The sequence below is a fragment of the Pseudonocardia xinjiangensis genome (assembly GCF_050948425.1).
GTDB lineage: Bacteria > Actinomycetota > Actinomycetes > Mycobacteriales > Pseudonocardiaceae > Pseudonocardia > Pseudonocardia xinjiangensis.
This window is the reverse complement of sequence record NZ_CP192009.1, coordinates 605,066-620,885: the sequence shown is the minus strand read 5'-3', so window position 1 is coordinate 620,885 and position 15,820 is coordinate 605,066. Positions and strand designations below refer to the sequence as shown.

13 protein-coding genes are annotated in these 15,820 nt (G+C 70.5%); 4 read left to right on the top strand and 9 right to left on the bottom strand.

Going from position 1 to position 15,820, the window contains the following annotated elements; genetic code table 11:
• Window positions 1–184: 184 nt before the first annotated feature.
• The gene (locus tag ACQPZA_RS03025) at window positions 185–1,348 is read left to right on the top strand and encodes a cytochrome P450 family protein (protein ID WP_433278157.1); all 1,164 of its coding nucleotides are present in this window, start codon (window positions 185–187) and stop codon (window positions 1,346–1,348) included.
• Between the two features lie 25 nt (window positions 1,349–1,373).
• Here ACQPZA_RS03025 and ACQPZA_RS03020 read toward each other — a convergent pair whose 3' ends face one another.
• The 6 genes from ACQPZA_RS03020 to ACQPZA_RS02995 all read right to left on the bottom strand — a co-directional run bounded on the left by ACQPZA_RS03020 (window position 1,374) and on the right by ACQPZA_RS02995 (window position 8,637).
• Window positions 1,374–2,492: an amidohydrolase family protein gene (locus ACQPZA_RS03020; protein WP_169399404.1), complete on the bottom strand. Its 1,119-nt coding sequence runs from the start codon at window positions 2,490–2,492 to the stop codon at window positions 1,374–1,376.
• A gap of 10 nt (window positions 2,493–2,502) precedes the next feature.
• Window positions 2,503–4,191, bottom strand: a complete 1,689-nt coding sequence (gene groL, locus ACQPZA_RS03015; RefSeq protein ID WP_433278156.1) for a chaperonin GroEL — start codon at window positions 4,189–4,191, stop codon at window positions 2,503–2,505.
• Window positions 4,192–4,282: 91 nt separating this feature from the next.
• Window positions 4,283–4,651, bottom strand: a complete 369-nt coding sequence (mimD, locus tag ACQPZA_RS03010; RefSeq protein WP_433278154.1) for a propane 2-monooxygenase effector subunit MimD — start codon at window positions 4,649–4,651, stop codon at window positions 4,283–4,285.
• Window positions 4,648–5,847 carry a toluene hydroxylase gene (locus tag ACQPZA_RS03005; RefSeq protein ID WP_433278152.1) on the bottom strand — a complete coding sequence of 400 codons (1,200 nt, stop codon included), beginning with the start codon at window positions 5,845–5,847 and terminating at the stop codon, window positions 4,648–4,650. The genes mimD and ACQPZA_RS03005 overlap by 4 nt, the downstream gene beginning before the upstream one ends.
• Entirely contained in the window at window positions 5,844–6,899 is a 1,056-nt protein-coding gene (locus ACQPZA_RS03000) for an FAD-binding oxidoreductase (RefSeq protein ID WP_433278150.1), read from the bottom strand. The genes ACQPZA_RS03005 and ACQPZA_RS03000 overlap by 4 nt, the downstream gene beginning before the upstream one ends.
• 100 nt (window positions 6,900–6,999) lie before the next feature.
• Window positions 7,000–8,637: a methane monooxygenase gene (locus ACQPZA_RS02995; RefSeq protein ID WP_169399417.1), complete on the bottom strand. Its 1,638-nt coding sequence runs from the start codon at window positions 8,635–8,637 to the stop codon at window positions 7,000–7,002.
• 445 nt (window positions 8,638–9,082) lie between these two features.
• On the opposite strand from ACQPZA_RS02995, the gene ACQPZA_RS02990 reads away from it, so the two are divergent.
• Window positions 9,083–10,846, top strand: a complete 1,764-nt coding sequence (locus ACQPZA_RS02990; RefSeq protein WP_433278148.1) for a sigma-54-dependent Fis family transcriptional regulator — start codon at window positions 9,083–9,085, stop codon at window positions 10,844–10,846.
• Window positions 10,847–10,856: 10 nt separating this feature from the next.
• On the opposite strand, the gene ACQPZA_RS02985 is transcribed toward ACQPZA_RS02990, so the two are convergent.
• Complete coding sequence (locus tag ACQPZA_RS02985; RefSeq protein WP_433278146.1) at window positions 10,857–11,360, bottom strand: MerR family transcriptional regulator; 504 nt, start codon at window positions 11,358–11,360, stop codon at window positions 10,857–10,859.
• Between the two features lie 18 nt (window positions 11,361–11,378).
• Window positions 11,379–12,254 carry an SDR family NAD(P)-dependent oxidoreductase gene (locus ACQPZA_RS02980; RefSeq protein ID WP_433278144.1) on the bottom strand — a complete coding sequence of 292 codons (876 nt, stop codon included), beginning with the start codon at window positions 12,252–12,254 and terminating at the stop codon, window positions 11,379–11,381.
• Between the two features lie 107 nt (window positions 12,255–12,361).
• On the opposite strand from ACQPZA_RS02980, the gene ACQPZA_RS02975 reads away from it, so the two are divergent.
• The gene (locus tag ACQPZA_RS02975) at window positions 12,362–13,288 is read left to right on the top strand and encodes an ABC transporter ATP-binding protein (protein ID WP_433278142.1); all 927 of its coding nucleotides are present in this window, start codon (window positions 12,362–12,364) and stop codon (window positions 13,286–13,288) included.
• Window positions 13,285–14,472, top strand: a complete 1,188-nt coding sequence (locus ACQPZA_RS02970; protein ID WP_433278140.1) for an ABC transporter permease — start codon at window positions 13,285–13,287, stop codon at window positions 14,470–14,472. Before ACQPZA_RS02975 ends, ACQPZA_RS02970 begins: the two co-directional genes overlap by 4 nt.
• A 154-nt stretch (window positions 14,473–14,626) precedes the next feature.
• On the opposite strand, the gene ACQPZA_RS02965 is transcribed toward ACQPZA_RS02970, so the two are convergent.
• Window positions 14,627–15,094 carry a sunset domain-containing protein gene (locus ACQPZA_RS02965; protein WP_433278138.1) on the bottom strand — a complete coding sequence of 156 codons (468 nt, stop codon included), beginning with the start codon at window positions 15,092–15,094 and terminating at the stop codon, window positions 14,627–14,629.
• Window positions 15,095–15,820 lie beyond the last annotated feature (726 nt).

Below are 15,820 nucleotides of genomic sequence, written 5' to 3'. Positions count from 1 at the left end.
CCGGCGGGATGTTCGGCCATTTCCAGACCTTCTGGGTAATTCGCGCAGCTCGCCGATCCATGGCGATCTCCGTACCCTCGGTATTGCACTGTCGGCGGACGGCCGGCGACGGATTGCGAGGTTCGTTGTGACCACAGACCAGGTGCCCGCAGATCAGGTACCCAACCCATTCCTGACGACGCACATGTCCGATCGGCACCGCGCCTACGCCGAGCTGACCCGCTCGGGTCCGGTGCACGAGGTGACGCTGCCGCACGGGTCGCCGGCGTGGTTGGTCACCGGCTACCACGAGGCGCGCGCGGCGCTGGTCGACCCACGGTTCGCCGCCGTCGAGACGCCACTGGCCCACCTGCTGGATCCAGCGCTGCGGGCAGCCACCGAGAGCTCCATGCTGAGCATGGACGGACCGGGGCACGCCCGGCTGCGCAAGCTGGTCATGGCCGCCTTCACCCGACGGCAGGTGGAGCGGCTCGCACCGCGGATCCAGCAGATCACCGACGAGCTGCTCGCTCCACTCGCCGAGCGGGGCTCCCCCTTCGACCTGCTCGAGGAGTTCGCCTACCCGCTTCCGGTAGCCGTGATCTGCGAGCTCCTCGGAGTTCCGGAGGATCGGCGCGGGGACTTCGGGAAGTGGTCGCAGATCACCGTCAACAGCCTGGTGATGGGGGTGGAGGCCCTCTCCGCTGCGCTCACGGAGTTCGTGAGCTATCTCCGCGAGCTCATCGCCCTCAAGCGCGCGGAACCGGGCGATGACCTCGCCACGGCGCTGATCGCGGCGCGCGACGGCGGCGACCGGCTCAGCGAGGACGAGCTGACCTCGATGATGCAGCTGCTGCTCGTCGCCGGGCACGAGACCACCGTGAACCTCGTCGCGAGCGCGGTGCACGCGCTGCTGAGCACCCCCGGCGCCTGGGACCTGCTGCGCGCCGAGCCCGAGCGGGTGCCGGCAGTCGTCGAGGAGGCGCTGCGCTTCAACGGCCCGGTGCAGACCGCCACGGAGCGCGTCGTCACGGAGGACGTCGAGATCGCCGGCACGACGATCCCGGCAGGCGCCCATGTGCGGGTGGCCCTGCTCGCGGGCAACCGGGACCCGAAGGCGTGGCCCGCCGCCGAGGAGTTCGACGTGACGCGTCCGCCCGGTCCGCACCTGGCGTTCGGCCACGGCATCCACCTCTGCGTGGGCGCGCCCCTCGCCAGGCTGGAGGGCCGCATCGCGCTGACGAGCCTGCTCAGCACGTTCCCGGGCCTGCGCCTCGCCGTGCCGCCGCAGGACGTGCCCGCCGCCCCCGGGGTGCTCATGAACGCGTTCGCGACCATGCCGGTGGTCCCCGGGCCGGCGCCGCGCTGAGCGGCAGCCCGGTGACCGGCGGGGCTCACGCCCCGGCTGCCACCGCCGGGGACGCCGACAGGGGACGGCCGATCCGGTACAGCCGCGCGGCGTTGTCCCCCAGCACCGCGCGCTTCGCCGACGTGTCGAACCGGGGGTAGCGGTGACGCAGCTCGTCGGGGAACCGGTAGGCCGCGAGCTCGCGCACCAGCCGCCCCGGACGCACCAGCGGGTACCCGCTGCCGAACAGCAGCCGGTCGGCCCCGAAGGCCCGCAGCAGCGCCCCGAAGGCGTGGGCGAAGTCCTCCGAACCGATCCACGGCAGGATCTCGGTGAGCAGGACGTACACGTTCGGCAGCTCGGCCAGCCGGCACAGCCGCTGCTCCGGCAGGCATCCCGCTCCGAGCACGAACCGGACGTCCGGTAGCGCACGGGCGAGCGCCCGGAACTGCACGGCGTCGAAGCCCGCCGGGGCCACCCGCTCCGCCTCCCTGGTGCGTGCGGGCAGCGCCGAGCCCGCCCGCACGGGTTCCGCCCAGCCCGGAACCCGGGGCGGACGGTCCCGCGCCGCCCCGGGTGGCCGCAGCGCAGTGCCGCCGTCGGCGCGCCGCCATGGTGCGGGCAGGGTCGACGGCCCCACCCCGATGTGCACGACGTCCGCCCCGGCCGCACCGCACCGGGCGAGGGTGCGGCGCAGCCACGGCTCGCCCAGCCGCAGCCGGCCCGCCGGCCGGCGCCGCTCGCACAGCGTCAGGCCGCGCAGGTCGAACCGCCTGACCCGCGGACCCAGCCCGCGCGCCCCCGGCTGCCCCCCGCCGGGGTCGAGCTCGCCGCTCAGCACGAACCGCCCCGGCATCCAGCCGGCCATCTCGGCGTGCCACTCCAGTGGGCTGAAGCCGAGCACGAACAGGTCGCCGAGCACCACCGGCTGCAGCACCGCGCGGTCGACGTGGCCGCCCTCGAAGACGTCGCGCCTCAGGCTGTGCTCGGAGACGCGCTCCACCTCGTGCGGCGGCACGCCGGCACCGTCGAGCTCCTGGTGCCTGCGCAACAGGTCCGTGGCGTAGGCCTCGCCGTCCGGGATCGCCTGGTTGTGCGGGCTCGCGTCCCACACGTGTACCTGGGCGTCGACGACGAGGATCCGTTGCCCCCCGACGGTGTACATGACAGCGCTGCTAGCCGACCGACGGCCCGAGGCCGAGGGACTGCGGTGTGCTGGAGTCCGGCGAGGGCTGCGGGATGCCCTCGTCGAGCGGCCCGAACTCGGTCATCAGCGACTTGTTCCAGGGCGTGACCTCCTCGGCCACCAGCGAGTTGGTGGTGAGGATCAGCCCGGCGACCGATGCGCCGTTCTGCAGCGCGGAGCGCACCACCCGAAGCGGGTCGATGATGCCCATCTCCACCATGTTCCCGTAGCGGCCCTCCAGCGCGTCGAACCCCTCGTCGACGGCCATGGCGGCCACCTGCTTGACCACCTCGTCCCCGTCGTAGCCCGCGTTGGAGGCGATCAGATGAACCGGCTCGGACAGTGCGCTCCGCACGATCTCGACACCGATCCGGTAGTCCCCGGCGACGTCGAGCCGGTCGAGCACGGGTTCGGCGTGCAGCAGCGCCGAGCCACCGCCCGCCACGATGCCCTCTGCGATCGCGGCCCGGGTGGCCTGCAGCGAGTCGTCGACGCGGTGGCGGACCTCCTTGGCCTCGGCGTTCGTCGGCGCCCCCACGGTGATGATCGCCGCCTTGCCCGACAGCCGGGCGATCCGCGAGGAGAAGAAGTCCTCGTCGGTGCCGATCGTGGCCCTGGCCAGTTCGGCCCGCAGCTGGGCCAGCCGCATCTCGAGGGCCTCGCGGTCCCCACCGCCCCCGATGATGGTGGTGCTGTCGCTCGTCACCCGGACCTGCCGGGCCCGACCGAGGTGCTCGGTGGTGATCTGCTCGAGCGCGAACGACGAGCTGCGGCTGTGCACCTTGCCCCCGCACAGGGCAGCCATGTCCTCGAGCAGGTGGATGCGCTTCTCCCCGAACCCGGGCGCCTTGATCGCGACGGCCTGGAAGGTCCGGTTGACGTGGTTGTGCACGAGCATCTGCAGGGCAGTGCCCTCGACGGTCTCCGCGACGATCACCAGCGGGCGGCGCTCCGCCCGCATGATCTTGTCGAGAACCGGCATGATCGACTGAACGTCCTTGATCTTCTCGGCCGAGAAGAGGATGTACGGGTCGTCGACGACCGCCTGGAGCGTGCCGGGGTCGGTCACCATGTACGGCGTCACGTAGCCGTTGTCGAACTCGTAGTCCTCCACGAACGACACCCCGAGGCCCAGCACCGGCGTGTCCTCGACGGTGACGACGCCGTCGTCCCCCACGGTGTGCAACGCCCGTGCCACGGCACGGCCGATCGCGTTGTCGTCGTTGGCGGAGATCGCGGCGACGCGCGCGTAGTCCTCCTCCGACGACACGGGATGTGCCACCGCGGAGAGCCGCTCGACGAGCGCTCCGACCGCCATGTCGATGCCCCGCTTGACCAGCACCGGGTTGCCGCCCGCCGCGATCGCCTTCATCCCCTGCCGGACGATGGCCTGCGCGAGGACGGTGGCGGTGGTCGTGCCGTCTCCGACGGTGTCGTTGGTCTTGACCGCGGCTTCCTTCACCAGCTGCGCGCCCATGTTCTCGAACGGGTCACGCAGATGGATCTCGCGCGCGATGGTCACACCGTCGTTCGTGACCTCGGGGGACCCCGTGATCTTCTCCAGGATGACGTTGCGGCCCTTCGGGCCGAGGGTGCTCTTGACGGCCTCGGCGAGCTGGTCGACGCCGGCCTGTAGCAGGCGGCGGCCCTCCTCGCCGAATCTCAGTTCCTTGGCCATTGCGGGGACCTCCAGAGACGTTGGTCTGCGGCGCGGGTGCGGATCAACGAAGCCGGGCCGCCGCCCGCGAGGGACGGCGGCCCGGACCGAACTACGAGATGGGCTTGAGGTCGAAGTCGATGTACTCGGCTGCGTCCTCGGGGTTGGCGAACATGATCGTGCGGTCGTCGAGGTGGACCATCCGGCCGTAGTGGGTGGACATGGCCTCCTCGAACTCGGCCGCGTTGAACCAGCCCTCCTCCTCGCCCGCCTCCTCGTCGATGTCGGAGTACAGGACCTCGAACTTGCCCTCGCCGTCGACACGGATCATCGAGGGCAGGTGGGTGACCTTGACGTTGTCCAGGCGGGTCAGCACGGTCGAGATGAGCAGTCCGACCTGGCTGTTCATCAACGTGAACCCGCACATGTTCGACGCGGTGTTGTTGACCGCGAAACGGTTCTCGGCCCCTGTGGTCGTCACAGTTTCAGCTCCTCGGGAGTGTCGAGTCCGAGATCGCTGCAGATCCCGGCGAACCGGTTCTTGACCCGGTCGAGGCTGTCCTCGAAACGCGGCGGCTTGTGGTCGACGGCCGACCACAGCGGCTGCATCGTGCGGGCCGCCTCCAATGCCTGCGGCACCCATTTGGCGAGCCAGCCCGACATCAGCTGCCTGTTGTGGTCGGCGAACTCGCGATCCTGCACGAGCGGCCCGAAGCAGGCGATCGTCCAGCGCAGGTCGCGCTGCGCGAAGTCGTACTCGCCTGCCCCCATCACCGTGGGGGTCACGAAGTCGCCGTTGGGTGCCGCGGACTGCATCACCAGGTTGCTGCGAAACAGCTCACCGATCAGCGGCTCGAACACGATGTTCGCGGCGAAGACCGCCTCACCCCAGTCGTTCTCGATCGCGGTGAGGGCCTCGGTGGCCTTGCGCGCGCCCTGCCATTCCGCGTCGCTGTTCCACGCGTCCAGGTGGGCGGTGCCGTCGAACCCCTCGATCTCCTCGGTGAGCGTGAGGTTGTAGAGCGCGAGGTCCTGGGCGAAGCGGATCTTGCGGGTGCTGTTCGCCGCCAGCGCCGTGTTGTGCATGTTCGTCGGAGCGGACCGCTCATTCGAGGCGAACACGTACAGGCCCAGGATGTGCTCGATGTGCATCCACGCCCCGACGTGGCGCTCCACGAAGCGCACCCAGTTCGGCGACCACATCGTGAACGCCTTCGCGTTGCGGGCGTTCTCGACGTTCTGGGTCAACTGCCGGACGACGTTGGCGTTGTACCGGTAGAGGCTCTGCTCCCATTCCTCGTTCGGGTCGCGGAACTCGTGCCAGCCGTGCGCAGGCCAGTTCTCCACCGGCAGGCCGCCCGTGCCGATCCCGCGCTGCGGCTCGGGCTCGTCGACCCCCCATGCCTTGAGCTTCGTCCAGTGCAACGGGTAGCCGGTCTCACCGTTGGCGAAGCCGTAGATCCAACCCTGCGTCAGGTAGTGCCGCGGGTCGGGCTGCACCTCGACGGTGACGTCCTCGTAGTGGGTCTGCTTGCGCTTCGCCGGAGCGAAGTAGTTGTACCGACGTGCGCTCGCGCCGGAGTCGGGGAACTCCCGCGCCCCGGCCTCCGCGTCGGTGAAGACGGGTTTCGGGACGCTGCGTTCGGGGCGCTCGCTCGGGGTCTCCGTGGTGGTCACTGGCCGTCCTCGCCTTCTGGTTCACCCGTGGTGGTGAACTTGTCGTAGAAGATCTGGTTCTCGGTCACACCCAGAGCGGTCAGCGTCGCGATGGCCGCGTCCACCATCGGCGGCGGACCGCAGACATAGGCATCCACTCCCTTCAGCGTGGACTCCCGGCTACGGACGACCTCGGTGATCAGGCCCTTCTCCCCGTCCCATCCGTCGTCCTCGGCGGGTTCGGACAACGCGGGGACGTAGGAGAAGTCGGTCAACCTCCCGCCGAGTGCCGCCAGTTCCTCGGCGAAGCACAGGTCCTGGCGGCGGCGGGCGCCGTAGTAGAAGGTGACCTTCCGCTCGACCCCGCGCTCGGCCATCGACCGGAGCAGCCCGAGCATCGGCGCCATCCCCGCGCCGCCCCCCACGAACACCAGGTCGTTCGTGCGGGTCTCGCGGAGGGTGAAGGTGCCGAACGGGGCCTCCACCTGGATGTGGTCCCCGACCTGGACCTTGTCGGCGAGGTACTCCGAGAACAGTCCGCCGGGGTAGATCTTGATCACGAACTCGAACAGCCCGTCACGGTTGGGCGTGTTCGCCATCGAGAACGACCGGGTCTCACCCGTGCCCGGCACCACGAAGTCCATGTACTGCCCCGGAAAGAACTTGATCTCCTCGGGCTCCACGAGCTTCACGATGAGATGGCGCATGTCGTGCGTCACCGGCTCGTTCGCGATCACCTCGACGGTGCCGGTGCGCAGCGGGAGCCCGCTCCGGATGATCTCCTCGTCGTAGTTGAGGAGCTCGATCGTCAGGTCCTCGTAGGCATGCGCCCGGCAGAGCAGGGTCTGCCCCTCCTCCTTCTCGTAGTCCGGGAGCGCGAAGGTCGAGTAGCTGTCGAGCTCGATGTCCTCCCCCTCGAGGACGAACGACTTACAGGCCGCGCACTGCCCTTCCTTGCAGCCGTGCATGAGCTGCACACCCTGCTCGGCCGCGGCACGCAGGATGGTCTGGTCCTCGTCGACCTCGATCTCGATGCCGACCGGTTCGAACCGGACGACGTGCTTGTCACCCAACTGATCTCAAGCCCTTCGGCTCGTGCGTCTGAGGTTCCCGGCCCCCGGTCAGGCAGGGGGAGGGCCGACGGGCGGCCCTCCCCCTTCGCCTGGCCCGCGCTCAGGCGTCGGTAGGGGCCGGGCGACCGGCCGGTCCCTGGCGGACGTAGTCGGCGTGGAACGCCTGCCGCTGGTCGTCACTCATCTCGTTGAGCAGGACGTTCGGGCTCTGCAGCGGAGGCATCCGCCGCATGTGGTCGAGCGTCCACATCTTCTTGGGATCGAGGTCGAGATGCGGCTGCGCCGTCATGGTCTTGCCGTCGTCACGGACGAAGCCCATGTCCTTGACCACGTCGGCCCAGTTCCACCCGTGGTAGAGCGTCTCCCACTCGCGGTGGCCGACCAGCTGACCCATGTTGGGCGTCTCCCGGCCCTGGTAGGTCGGCCGGAAGGCCTCGACGTCGGTCCACCGGCAGACCTCGTGGCAGTACGTGCGCCACTGGCCGTCGACCTCCGCCATGACCATGTCCTCACGCACCAGGCACGGGACCATGCAGGTCCAGCACCGGTGCGGGTAGACGTAGTCGACGTCCTCGGCCACGATCGCGTTGTGCCCGTTGGGCGTGGCCAGGCGGGAGTAGTTCTCCCACCACTTGCCGTACCGGTCGTACCAGCCCGGGTACTTGTACTCGAACCACTCGAAGTCCTCGTCGGTCATCGCGTCGATGCGCCAGTAGTTGGCGAGCCAACCCGTGGCGAAGAACTGCGCGACCTCGTGGACGTAGCCCTTCTCCCAGATCTGCTTCCACGACTCCTCGATGAGGTCGTGCGGGATCGTCAGGCCGTACTTCTCCAGCGGCACCAGGTAGGACCGGTAGTAGTCGTCGTAGATCCAGCGACGCCACATCTCCGCGTAGGACTCGCGGTCCTTGCGGCGGTCCTTCGTGCCGTACTCGATGAACGTGCCGATGGCGGCGTCCACCACGCGGTGGTTGTTCCACCACGCGTACCGCAGGTCGCGCTCGAGCAGCTGGCGGTTGTCCTCGTCCGACAGCGCCATCAGCAGGGTGGCGTAGCCGTTGGAGATGTGCCGCGACTCGTCGGACTGCACCGAGTGGAACACGGTGGGCAGGAGGTAGTCGCCGTTGGCCGCCGCCTCGGCCGGCATGGCCACGAACAGCGTGTTCGTGAACGCCGTCTCCGCGACGATCGTCAGATAGATGCTGGCCGCAGTGATCGCGTCACCGGTGATGAACCCCTCGGCGAACTGGCGGCCGATGGTGCCGCAGTAGTCGCTCTGGAAGTTCCGCAGGCTGTTGTTGAAGCCCGCCGGGTCGATGTAGTTGTTCATGTACAGGCGCTTGAGGTTCTGCTGGATCGTCGAGTGCCGGACCTCGTCGATCATCTGGATCGCCTGGCCGTTGTGCAGCTCCGGGTTCGGAACCACGTGGAACAGCATCGGCATCGACCGCGCCGCGGAGATCTCGGGCAGCGGGATGATCGACAGGAAGAGCTTCTGCCATTCCAGCCAGCGCTCCTGCACCTGCCGGAACATGTTGCCGCGGATCGCCCCGTCCTGGGCGCCGTACACCCGGTTGTCCTTCTCCTCCTCCATGGGGAAGTAGGACCGGAGAACCTGCTTGAGCGGGTCCTTCTTGGCGGACTTCCGGAAGGTGTAGTCGGTTCCGTACTTCATGTACGGCTCGTGGTACTGCGGCTCCCAGGCGAGTTCCTGGATCTTCTGATGAGCCTTCGCCAGACTCTGCCGACTCACATCGACTCCTCACGGTGGTGGTGGGCCGCGGACCGGCGTGCGCGCCGTCCGCCCACCCGGCGTTGTCGCCGGACCGGCAGGAGCACACGCCGCTCCCCGTGGTCTGCCCCCGTCCGCGGTGCCGGTCCTGCGCGGGTGGCGCCGGCAGCGGAGGTGGACCCGAGACGCCGTCCCCGGCGTGAGCAGCGCGGGCAGCTTGCACCGGACCCTTGTCTCGTGCCCGGAATCACACCTCTCCGGGCGTCACCCAGTGGTCTCAATATGAGACGGTGTCCGATTGCTCGCCCCCATGCTGCTTCATGGAGCGGTACCTTCACGTTGACGCAAGGTTTCCGCACCGTCGCGAAGCACCGCTGCGCCGAGGGAGAGCACGCGCTTGGTCCGTTCGAACCACGCACTCCCGCCTCGACGGACCGACAGGTCCGCCGAGGTGCTGGTACGCGCCCGCACGTCCTTCCTGGTGGACGACCAGGTCGAGGAGGGTTCGGTCCGCGACACGATCCTGGCGTCCTGGACGCGCTCCCGGGAGTGGGACGTGGCCACCGACAGCGTCGAGCTGTCGTGCGAGTTCGCACCGGAGCGCGACTCACCACTCGTCCGGGCGGCGGGGCCCATCATGGCCGACGTCACCGACCAGCTGGCCGGTGAACCCGTCAGCCTGATCCTGACCGACGCCGACGGCGTGGTGCTGGAGCGCCGCACCGGTGACTCCACGCTGAACCAGCACCTGGACAAGGTCTGGCTCGCCCCCGGCTTCTCCTACGCCGAGCGCTTCATCGGCACCAACGGGATCGGCACCGCGCTGGAGGGCCGTGGTCCCGCGCAGGTGTTCGGCCACGAGCACTACGTCGACCGCCTCGCCGACCTCGCCTGCGCGGGCGCCCCCATCTGGCACCCCGTCAACGGCAAGCTGCTCGGCGTCGTCGACCTCACTTGTTGGCGGCCCGACGCCGGCCGGTTCATGTCCACCGCCGTGGCCCGCATCGCGCGCCAGATCGAGGGGGCGTTGCTCGACCAGTCCGGCCCGCGCGAGCTCGCCCTGCTCCACGACTACCTCACCGCGTGCCGGCGCAACCGCGGCGCGGTGCTCGCCATCAGCCCCGACCTCGTGATGATGAACGACAGCGCCCGGGAGCTGATCGACCCCGCCGACCAGGTCACGCTGATCGGCGGGGCCACCGAGGCACTGCGCTCGGGACGCCGGCTGCTTCTCGTCGACCTGCCCAGCGGCGCGATCGCCCGGGTCAGCTGCCGTCCGAGCTGGACCGACCGCGACGCGGTCGGCGGCGTCCTGCTCGTCCAGCTCGCCGCACCCGAGATCTCCCGCACCCGCCAGGCGGCCCTGCCTGCGATGACCTCCCTGACCGCCGTCGGGTCCGGGGTGCTCTGGGTGAAGTGCTGCCAGGCCGTCGACCGCCACTTCCACAACCGGGAGTGGCTGGTGCTCGAGGGCGAGGCGGGCACCGGCAAGACCACCATCGCCCGCGCCACCCACCAGCGGCGCACCCCCGCCGCGCACCTGCGCCTTCTCGACGCCGACGACTACGGCCCGCGCTGGATCGCCGAGATCATCGACGAGCTGGAGAACGGCAGCGGCACGCTCGTGCTCACCCACGTCGACCGGCTGGCCCCCGACGGGATACGGGCGCTGGCCGACGCACTCGAGCCGCACCGCGAGTCCACCGACCCCGAGCGGCCGTGGGTCGTCGTCACCGTCGGACCCGGCGGCCTCGACGCGAGCGTCCTGCTGGAGTGCTTCCCGCGCACCGTCCAGGTGCCGCCGCTGCGCCACCACGTGGAGGACGTCGCCGAGCTGGTCCCCCATCTGCTCACCCGGCTCACCCGGGGCAACGACCTCACCTGCTCCTCCGACGCCCTGCGGGTGCTCATGCGCAACCGCTGGCCCGGCAACATCGAGCAGCTCTACCAGGTGCTGCGCAAGGCCGTCGCCCGGCGCAGGTCCGGGGTGCTGACCGCGGCCGACCTGCCCCCGGAGTGTCGGGCGATCACCCGCAGGGTGCTCACACCGCTCGAAGCCATCGAGTGCGACGCCATCGTCGACGCCCTGCTCGACAACGACGGCAACAAGGCGGAGGCGGCCCGCCACCTGGGGATGTCGCGGGCCACGATCTACCGCAAGATCCGCGGCTACGGCATCTCCGTGCCCGGTCTCGAAGCCGGAAGCCGGGGTTGACCTCCCGATCTCAGTGCGCTGCCGGCCCGGCGCCACCGGTGCTGGGCCCGTCCCCGGTGGCGCCGCCGTAAGTCGCGATCTTGTACTCGGTGGCGGTCAGGGACAGCGTGAGCTCGCGGATCTGGCGCCGGACGGTGTCGCGGTGCTCGAGCAACATCTCCAGCCGCTCGGGCACCGTGTCCGTGCCGGCGTCGACGAGAGCCACGTAGTGCTGCAGGTCCCGGATTGCCATCCCGGACAGGCGCATGCGGGTCAGGAACACCAGGCGCCGCACCGCCGCGGGCTCGTAGACGCGGTGGCCGCCCGAGTTCCGGCCGACCTCGATCAGGCCGATCCGCTCGTAGTAGCGCAGCGTGTGCTGAGAGAGGTCGAGCAGGTCGGCGACCTCGGCGATCGTCATCGGTTCCTCGACTCCGGTGACGTCGACGAGTTGGTGGATCACCTCGACGGACATCGGTCCGTCGACCTCGCTGAGCGTGTGGAGCACCCTGCTCATCAGGTCCTCGGTTGCCATCGTGACCGAGCCTAGGCACTAGATCGGCCGGGCCGAGGGCAGGGCGTCCGCGAAGTCGGCGTCCACCGCAGCGTGCTGCCACCGCTCGAGCTCGCCGAGGCCACGGCGGTAGGACGCGGAGATCCGCTCCACCGCCTCACGGCCCAGGGCCAGCCGCAGCGGCAGGTCCGAACCGTGGACGAGGTCGACGATGATGTCGCCCGCGCGGGCCGGGTCGCCCTGCTGCACTCCGTCCGCCGATGCCATGTCCCTGCGGACCGCGTCGAGGACGTCGGCGTAGGTGTCGCTCGCGTCGGCGAAGCCCAGGACGCCCGGGGCGTTGAACGACGTGCGGAATCGGCTCGGCTCGACGATCAGCACGCGGATGCCGAACGGCGCGACCTCGCCTGCCAGCGCCTCCGACCAGCCTTCGAGGGCGAACTTGCCGGCCGAGTACGCGCCCACGCCGGGGAACGACATCCGTCCGCCCTGACTGCTGATCTGGACGACGGTGCCGCTGCCTTGCTCCCGCATCGCCGGCAGCGCGGCGCGCACGAGGGCGGCCGGGCCGAACAGGTGCAGGTCCATCAGCTCACGCAGGGTCGCATCGTCCACCTCCTCGGCGGCGCCGACGAAGCCGCGTCCCGCGTTGTTGACCAGGACGTCGACGCGAGCGAACCTGTCGAGCGCGGTCCGGATGACCTCCGGTGCACGGGCTGTGTCGCGGACGTCGGCGGCGATCGCGACGAACCGGTCGGGGTGCGCCTCCGCGAGGTCGGCCACCGCGTCCGGCCGACGGACAGCGGCGACGACGCGATCCCCCGCAGCCAGCGCGGACTCGGCCAGCGCGCGACCGAGGCCCCGCGTCGCGCCGGTGATGATCCAGGTCGACGGTGTCGTACCGAGGTTTGCCATGCCCGCGAAGCTAGGAGTTCGAGCGCGCTCGAACGCAAGCCGCGACGTCCGCCTGCTGCCGGTCGAAGACGGCAAAAGCGGCTTGACCGACCAGTAAGGTCATCCGCGTGCTCGACATCGGGGGGATCTCCAAGAGGTTCGGCTCGCGCCAGGCGCTCGCCGACGTGGCCTTCGCGGTCCGCCCCGGTGAGGTCTTCGGCTTCGTCGGCAGCAACGGCGCCGGAAAGACCACCACGATGCGGATCGTCCTCGGGGTCCTGGAGGCCGACTCGGGCGAGGTCCGCTGGAAGGGCTCCCCGATCGACGCCGAGCTGCGCAGGCGCATCGGATACATGCCGGAGGAGCGCGGGCTCTACCCCAAGATGAAGGTCGGGGAGCAGCTGCAGTACCTCGCCAGGCTCCACGGGCTGAGCAACACCGACGCCGCCGCGTCGGTGCAGCGCTGGACCGAGCGGCTCGGTATCTCCGAGCGGGTCGGCGACGAGGTGCAGAAGCTGTCGCTGGGCAACCAGCAGCGCGTGCAGCTGTGCGCGGCACTGGTGCACGACCCCGAGGTACTCGTGCTCGACGAGCCGTTCTCCGGTCTCGACCCCACCGCCGTCGGCGTGATGAGCAGCGTGCTGCGCGACAAGGCCGACTCGGGGGTGCCGGTGATCTTCTCGAGCCACCAGCTCGACCTGGTCGAACGGCTCTGCGACCGGATCGGCATCATCGCGGCAGGGCGGATGGTCGCCGTCGGCAGCGTCGAGGAGCTCAGGGCACGCGACGGAGCCACCGTCCTCGACGTCCACGGGCCCCCGACGGGCTGGACCGACGGCATCCCGGGCGTGGAGCTCGTCGCCGCCGACGACCCCACCCACGCCCGGGTGCGCCTGGCACCGGACGTCGACGACCAGGACCTCCTGCGCGCGGCGCTGGCGGCCGGTCCCGTGCACGAGTTCCGGCGCTGGCGCCCACCGCTCACCGAGCTCTACCGCGACGTCGTCGAGGCCGGCCCCGCCACGGCCGACCAGCCCGCGGAGCCGGCGGCATGACGGGCCCGCTCTCGACCAGGCAGGTGGTCCTGCTCGTGGCGCGGCGCGAGTTCGTCTCCCAGGTCCGGTCCCGCAGCTTCGTGATCGGCCTGGTCGTCACCCTCGTCCTGTTCGGTGGCCTCTTCCTGCTCGGCGCGTACATCGGCTCGCAGTCCGACAGCAAGACCCTCGGCGTCACGTCGCAGACCGCGTCGCTGCAGCCGATGCTGGAGCAGTCGGCAACGGCCCAGGGCATCGACCTGACGATCCGGACGGTCGACGACGAGGCCGGCAGGCAGCAGGTCGACTCCGGTGACCTCGACGCGCTCTTCACCGGCGAAGCCGGCGGGTACGAGCTGCTCGGGCTCGACGCGGTGGACAGCAGGCTGCAGTCGCTCGTCGGCTCGGCCGTCGAACAGCAGACCCTCACCACCGCTCTCACCGGCGCGGGGATCGACCCCGCGCAGCTCAGGGAGCAGTCGCAGGTGAGCGTCGACACGCTGGAGCCCGAGGACCCGGAGTCCGGGCAGAAGCTCGCGCTCGCGTTCGTCGGTGTCATCCTGCTGTTCTTCTCCCTCAGCGGGTACGGCCAGCTCGTGGCCACCGGGGTGGTCGAGGAGAAGCAGAGCCGCGTGGTCGAACTGCTGCTGGCCACCATCCAGCCGTGGCAGCTCCTGGCCGGGAAGATCCTCGGGCTCGGCGCGGTCGGACTGCTGCAGCTGGTGATCCTCAGCGCGATCAGCGCGGTGGGCGCCACCGCGGCCGGCCTGCTGACAGTCCCGACCGCCGCCGCGGGCATGTTCGTCATGGTCGTGGTCTGGTACCTGCTGGGCTTCTTCCTCTTCGCGTCCCTCTACGCGGCCGTCGGATCCACCGTGTCGCGCCAGGAGGAGCTCAGCTCGGTCGTCGCCCCGATGATCTTCGTGCTGCTGATCCCGTTCATCCTCACCCTCAACCTGCTCCCCAACGACCCCCGCAACGGCCTGGCCGCCGTGCTGTCGTTCATCCCGTTCTTCTCGCAGACGGTGATGCCCGCCCGCTACGCCCTCGGGGTGGCCTCCCTGCAGGAGGTGCTCGTGGCGGCCCTGCTCGCCGTGATCGCCATCGTCGTGGTCGTAAGGCTGGCCGGGCGGGTCTACCGGAACTCCGTCCTGCGCACCGGAGCCCGGGTGAGCCTCCGCGAGGCCCTCTCCCCCCGCCCCTGACCCACCCCCCTGGCTCGCCACGAAGATCGGCCCGAGATCCGCGTATTCGCCCTCCCGAGGGCGAATCGGTGAGTCTCGTGGCGATCACTGGCCTGGCTTGCGGCGAGTCGCCCGTTCCCCGCCGGCGAGCTGCTCCGGTCCGGTGTCGGGTGGATCAGGAGTCGGTGCGCTTCTTCGGGGTCCACTCGGTGAACCCCGCGGCCCGGGCGTCCTCAGCGGTGCGGAACCAGATCTCGGCCTTGGTCCGCCGGAAGTACGGGCTGGCGGGTGGGTGGAAGAGCAGGGAGCCGGTGCTGGCCTTGATCGTGTAGTCGGGATCGGGCGCATCGCCGTCCGCGAGTGCGGCAGCCGCGCCAGGGGGAAGGTCTCCCCCTCGCGGCGACGCGGGCTTGCGGCGGCGGGGCGACGGGGACGGCCGGTCGGGACGCGGGGTCACCCGCCGGGGCGGGGCGGGGGTGAACAGCGAGTGCGGCTCCTCCTCGTGCACCGGCTGGAGGGGCGCCGTCGTCGGCAGGAGCTCGGTGACGGCATCGTCCGCCAGTTCCGTCCAGCTGGGCGGCGCCGGCTCAGCAGGGGCGGGGGTGGTGGGCTCGAAGATCGAGGGGGTGGGCTCGGCCTCCAAACGGTCTGCGGGAGCTACGGGAGCCGAGGCGCTCGGGGCGGAGATCGCGGCAGCGGAAGTCGCAGCAGCAGGCGCCGAGGTGGCGGGAGCCGGGTCGGCGGGAGCCGGAGCATCTGGAGCCGAACCGGCGGAAGGCTCGGCAGCGGGGACCGGAGCTGGTGCGGCCGCATCCGAGCCGGCGGAACCCGACGGAGCGGGACCCGGGGTAGCCGGAGCTGGATCGGCGGAACGCGCGCCGGCGGGACCCGAGGTGGCAGGAGCCGGAGGAACGGGGGCAGCGGGAACCGGGGCAGCCGGAGCGGGAACGGACGGAGCCGGGGCGGCCACGGACGGGAACTCGGGAGCCATGGTCGGGGCCGGCGGCGTCGGAGGAGCCGAGATGACGGACGTGGAGCCGGCCTCGTCCGTCGTGGAGGCGCCCTCGGTCGCGGCGGCCGAGTCCGGATCCGAGTCCGACTCCGGGTCCGGACCTGCGACCCCGTCGGAACCCGAGCTCGCACCCACCTCTGCCTCTGACGCATCCGAATCAGACGCATCCGAGTCAGAGGGAGCGGGGGGCCGGATCTCACGTGGGGCGGGGGCCGGTACCGGCTGCACCCCCAGCCACGGCTCGGCCGGGGCGAGGGCGCCCCGCCGGGAGCGCGCGAACCAGATGATCACGCCCAGCAGCAGCACGACCAGCCCGAGCCACCCGCGTCGCCGCCGAGGGCGCGTCTCGTCTTCCTC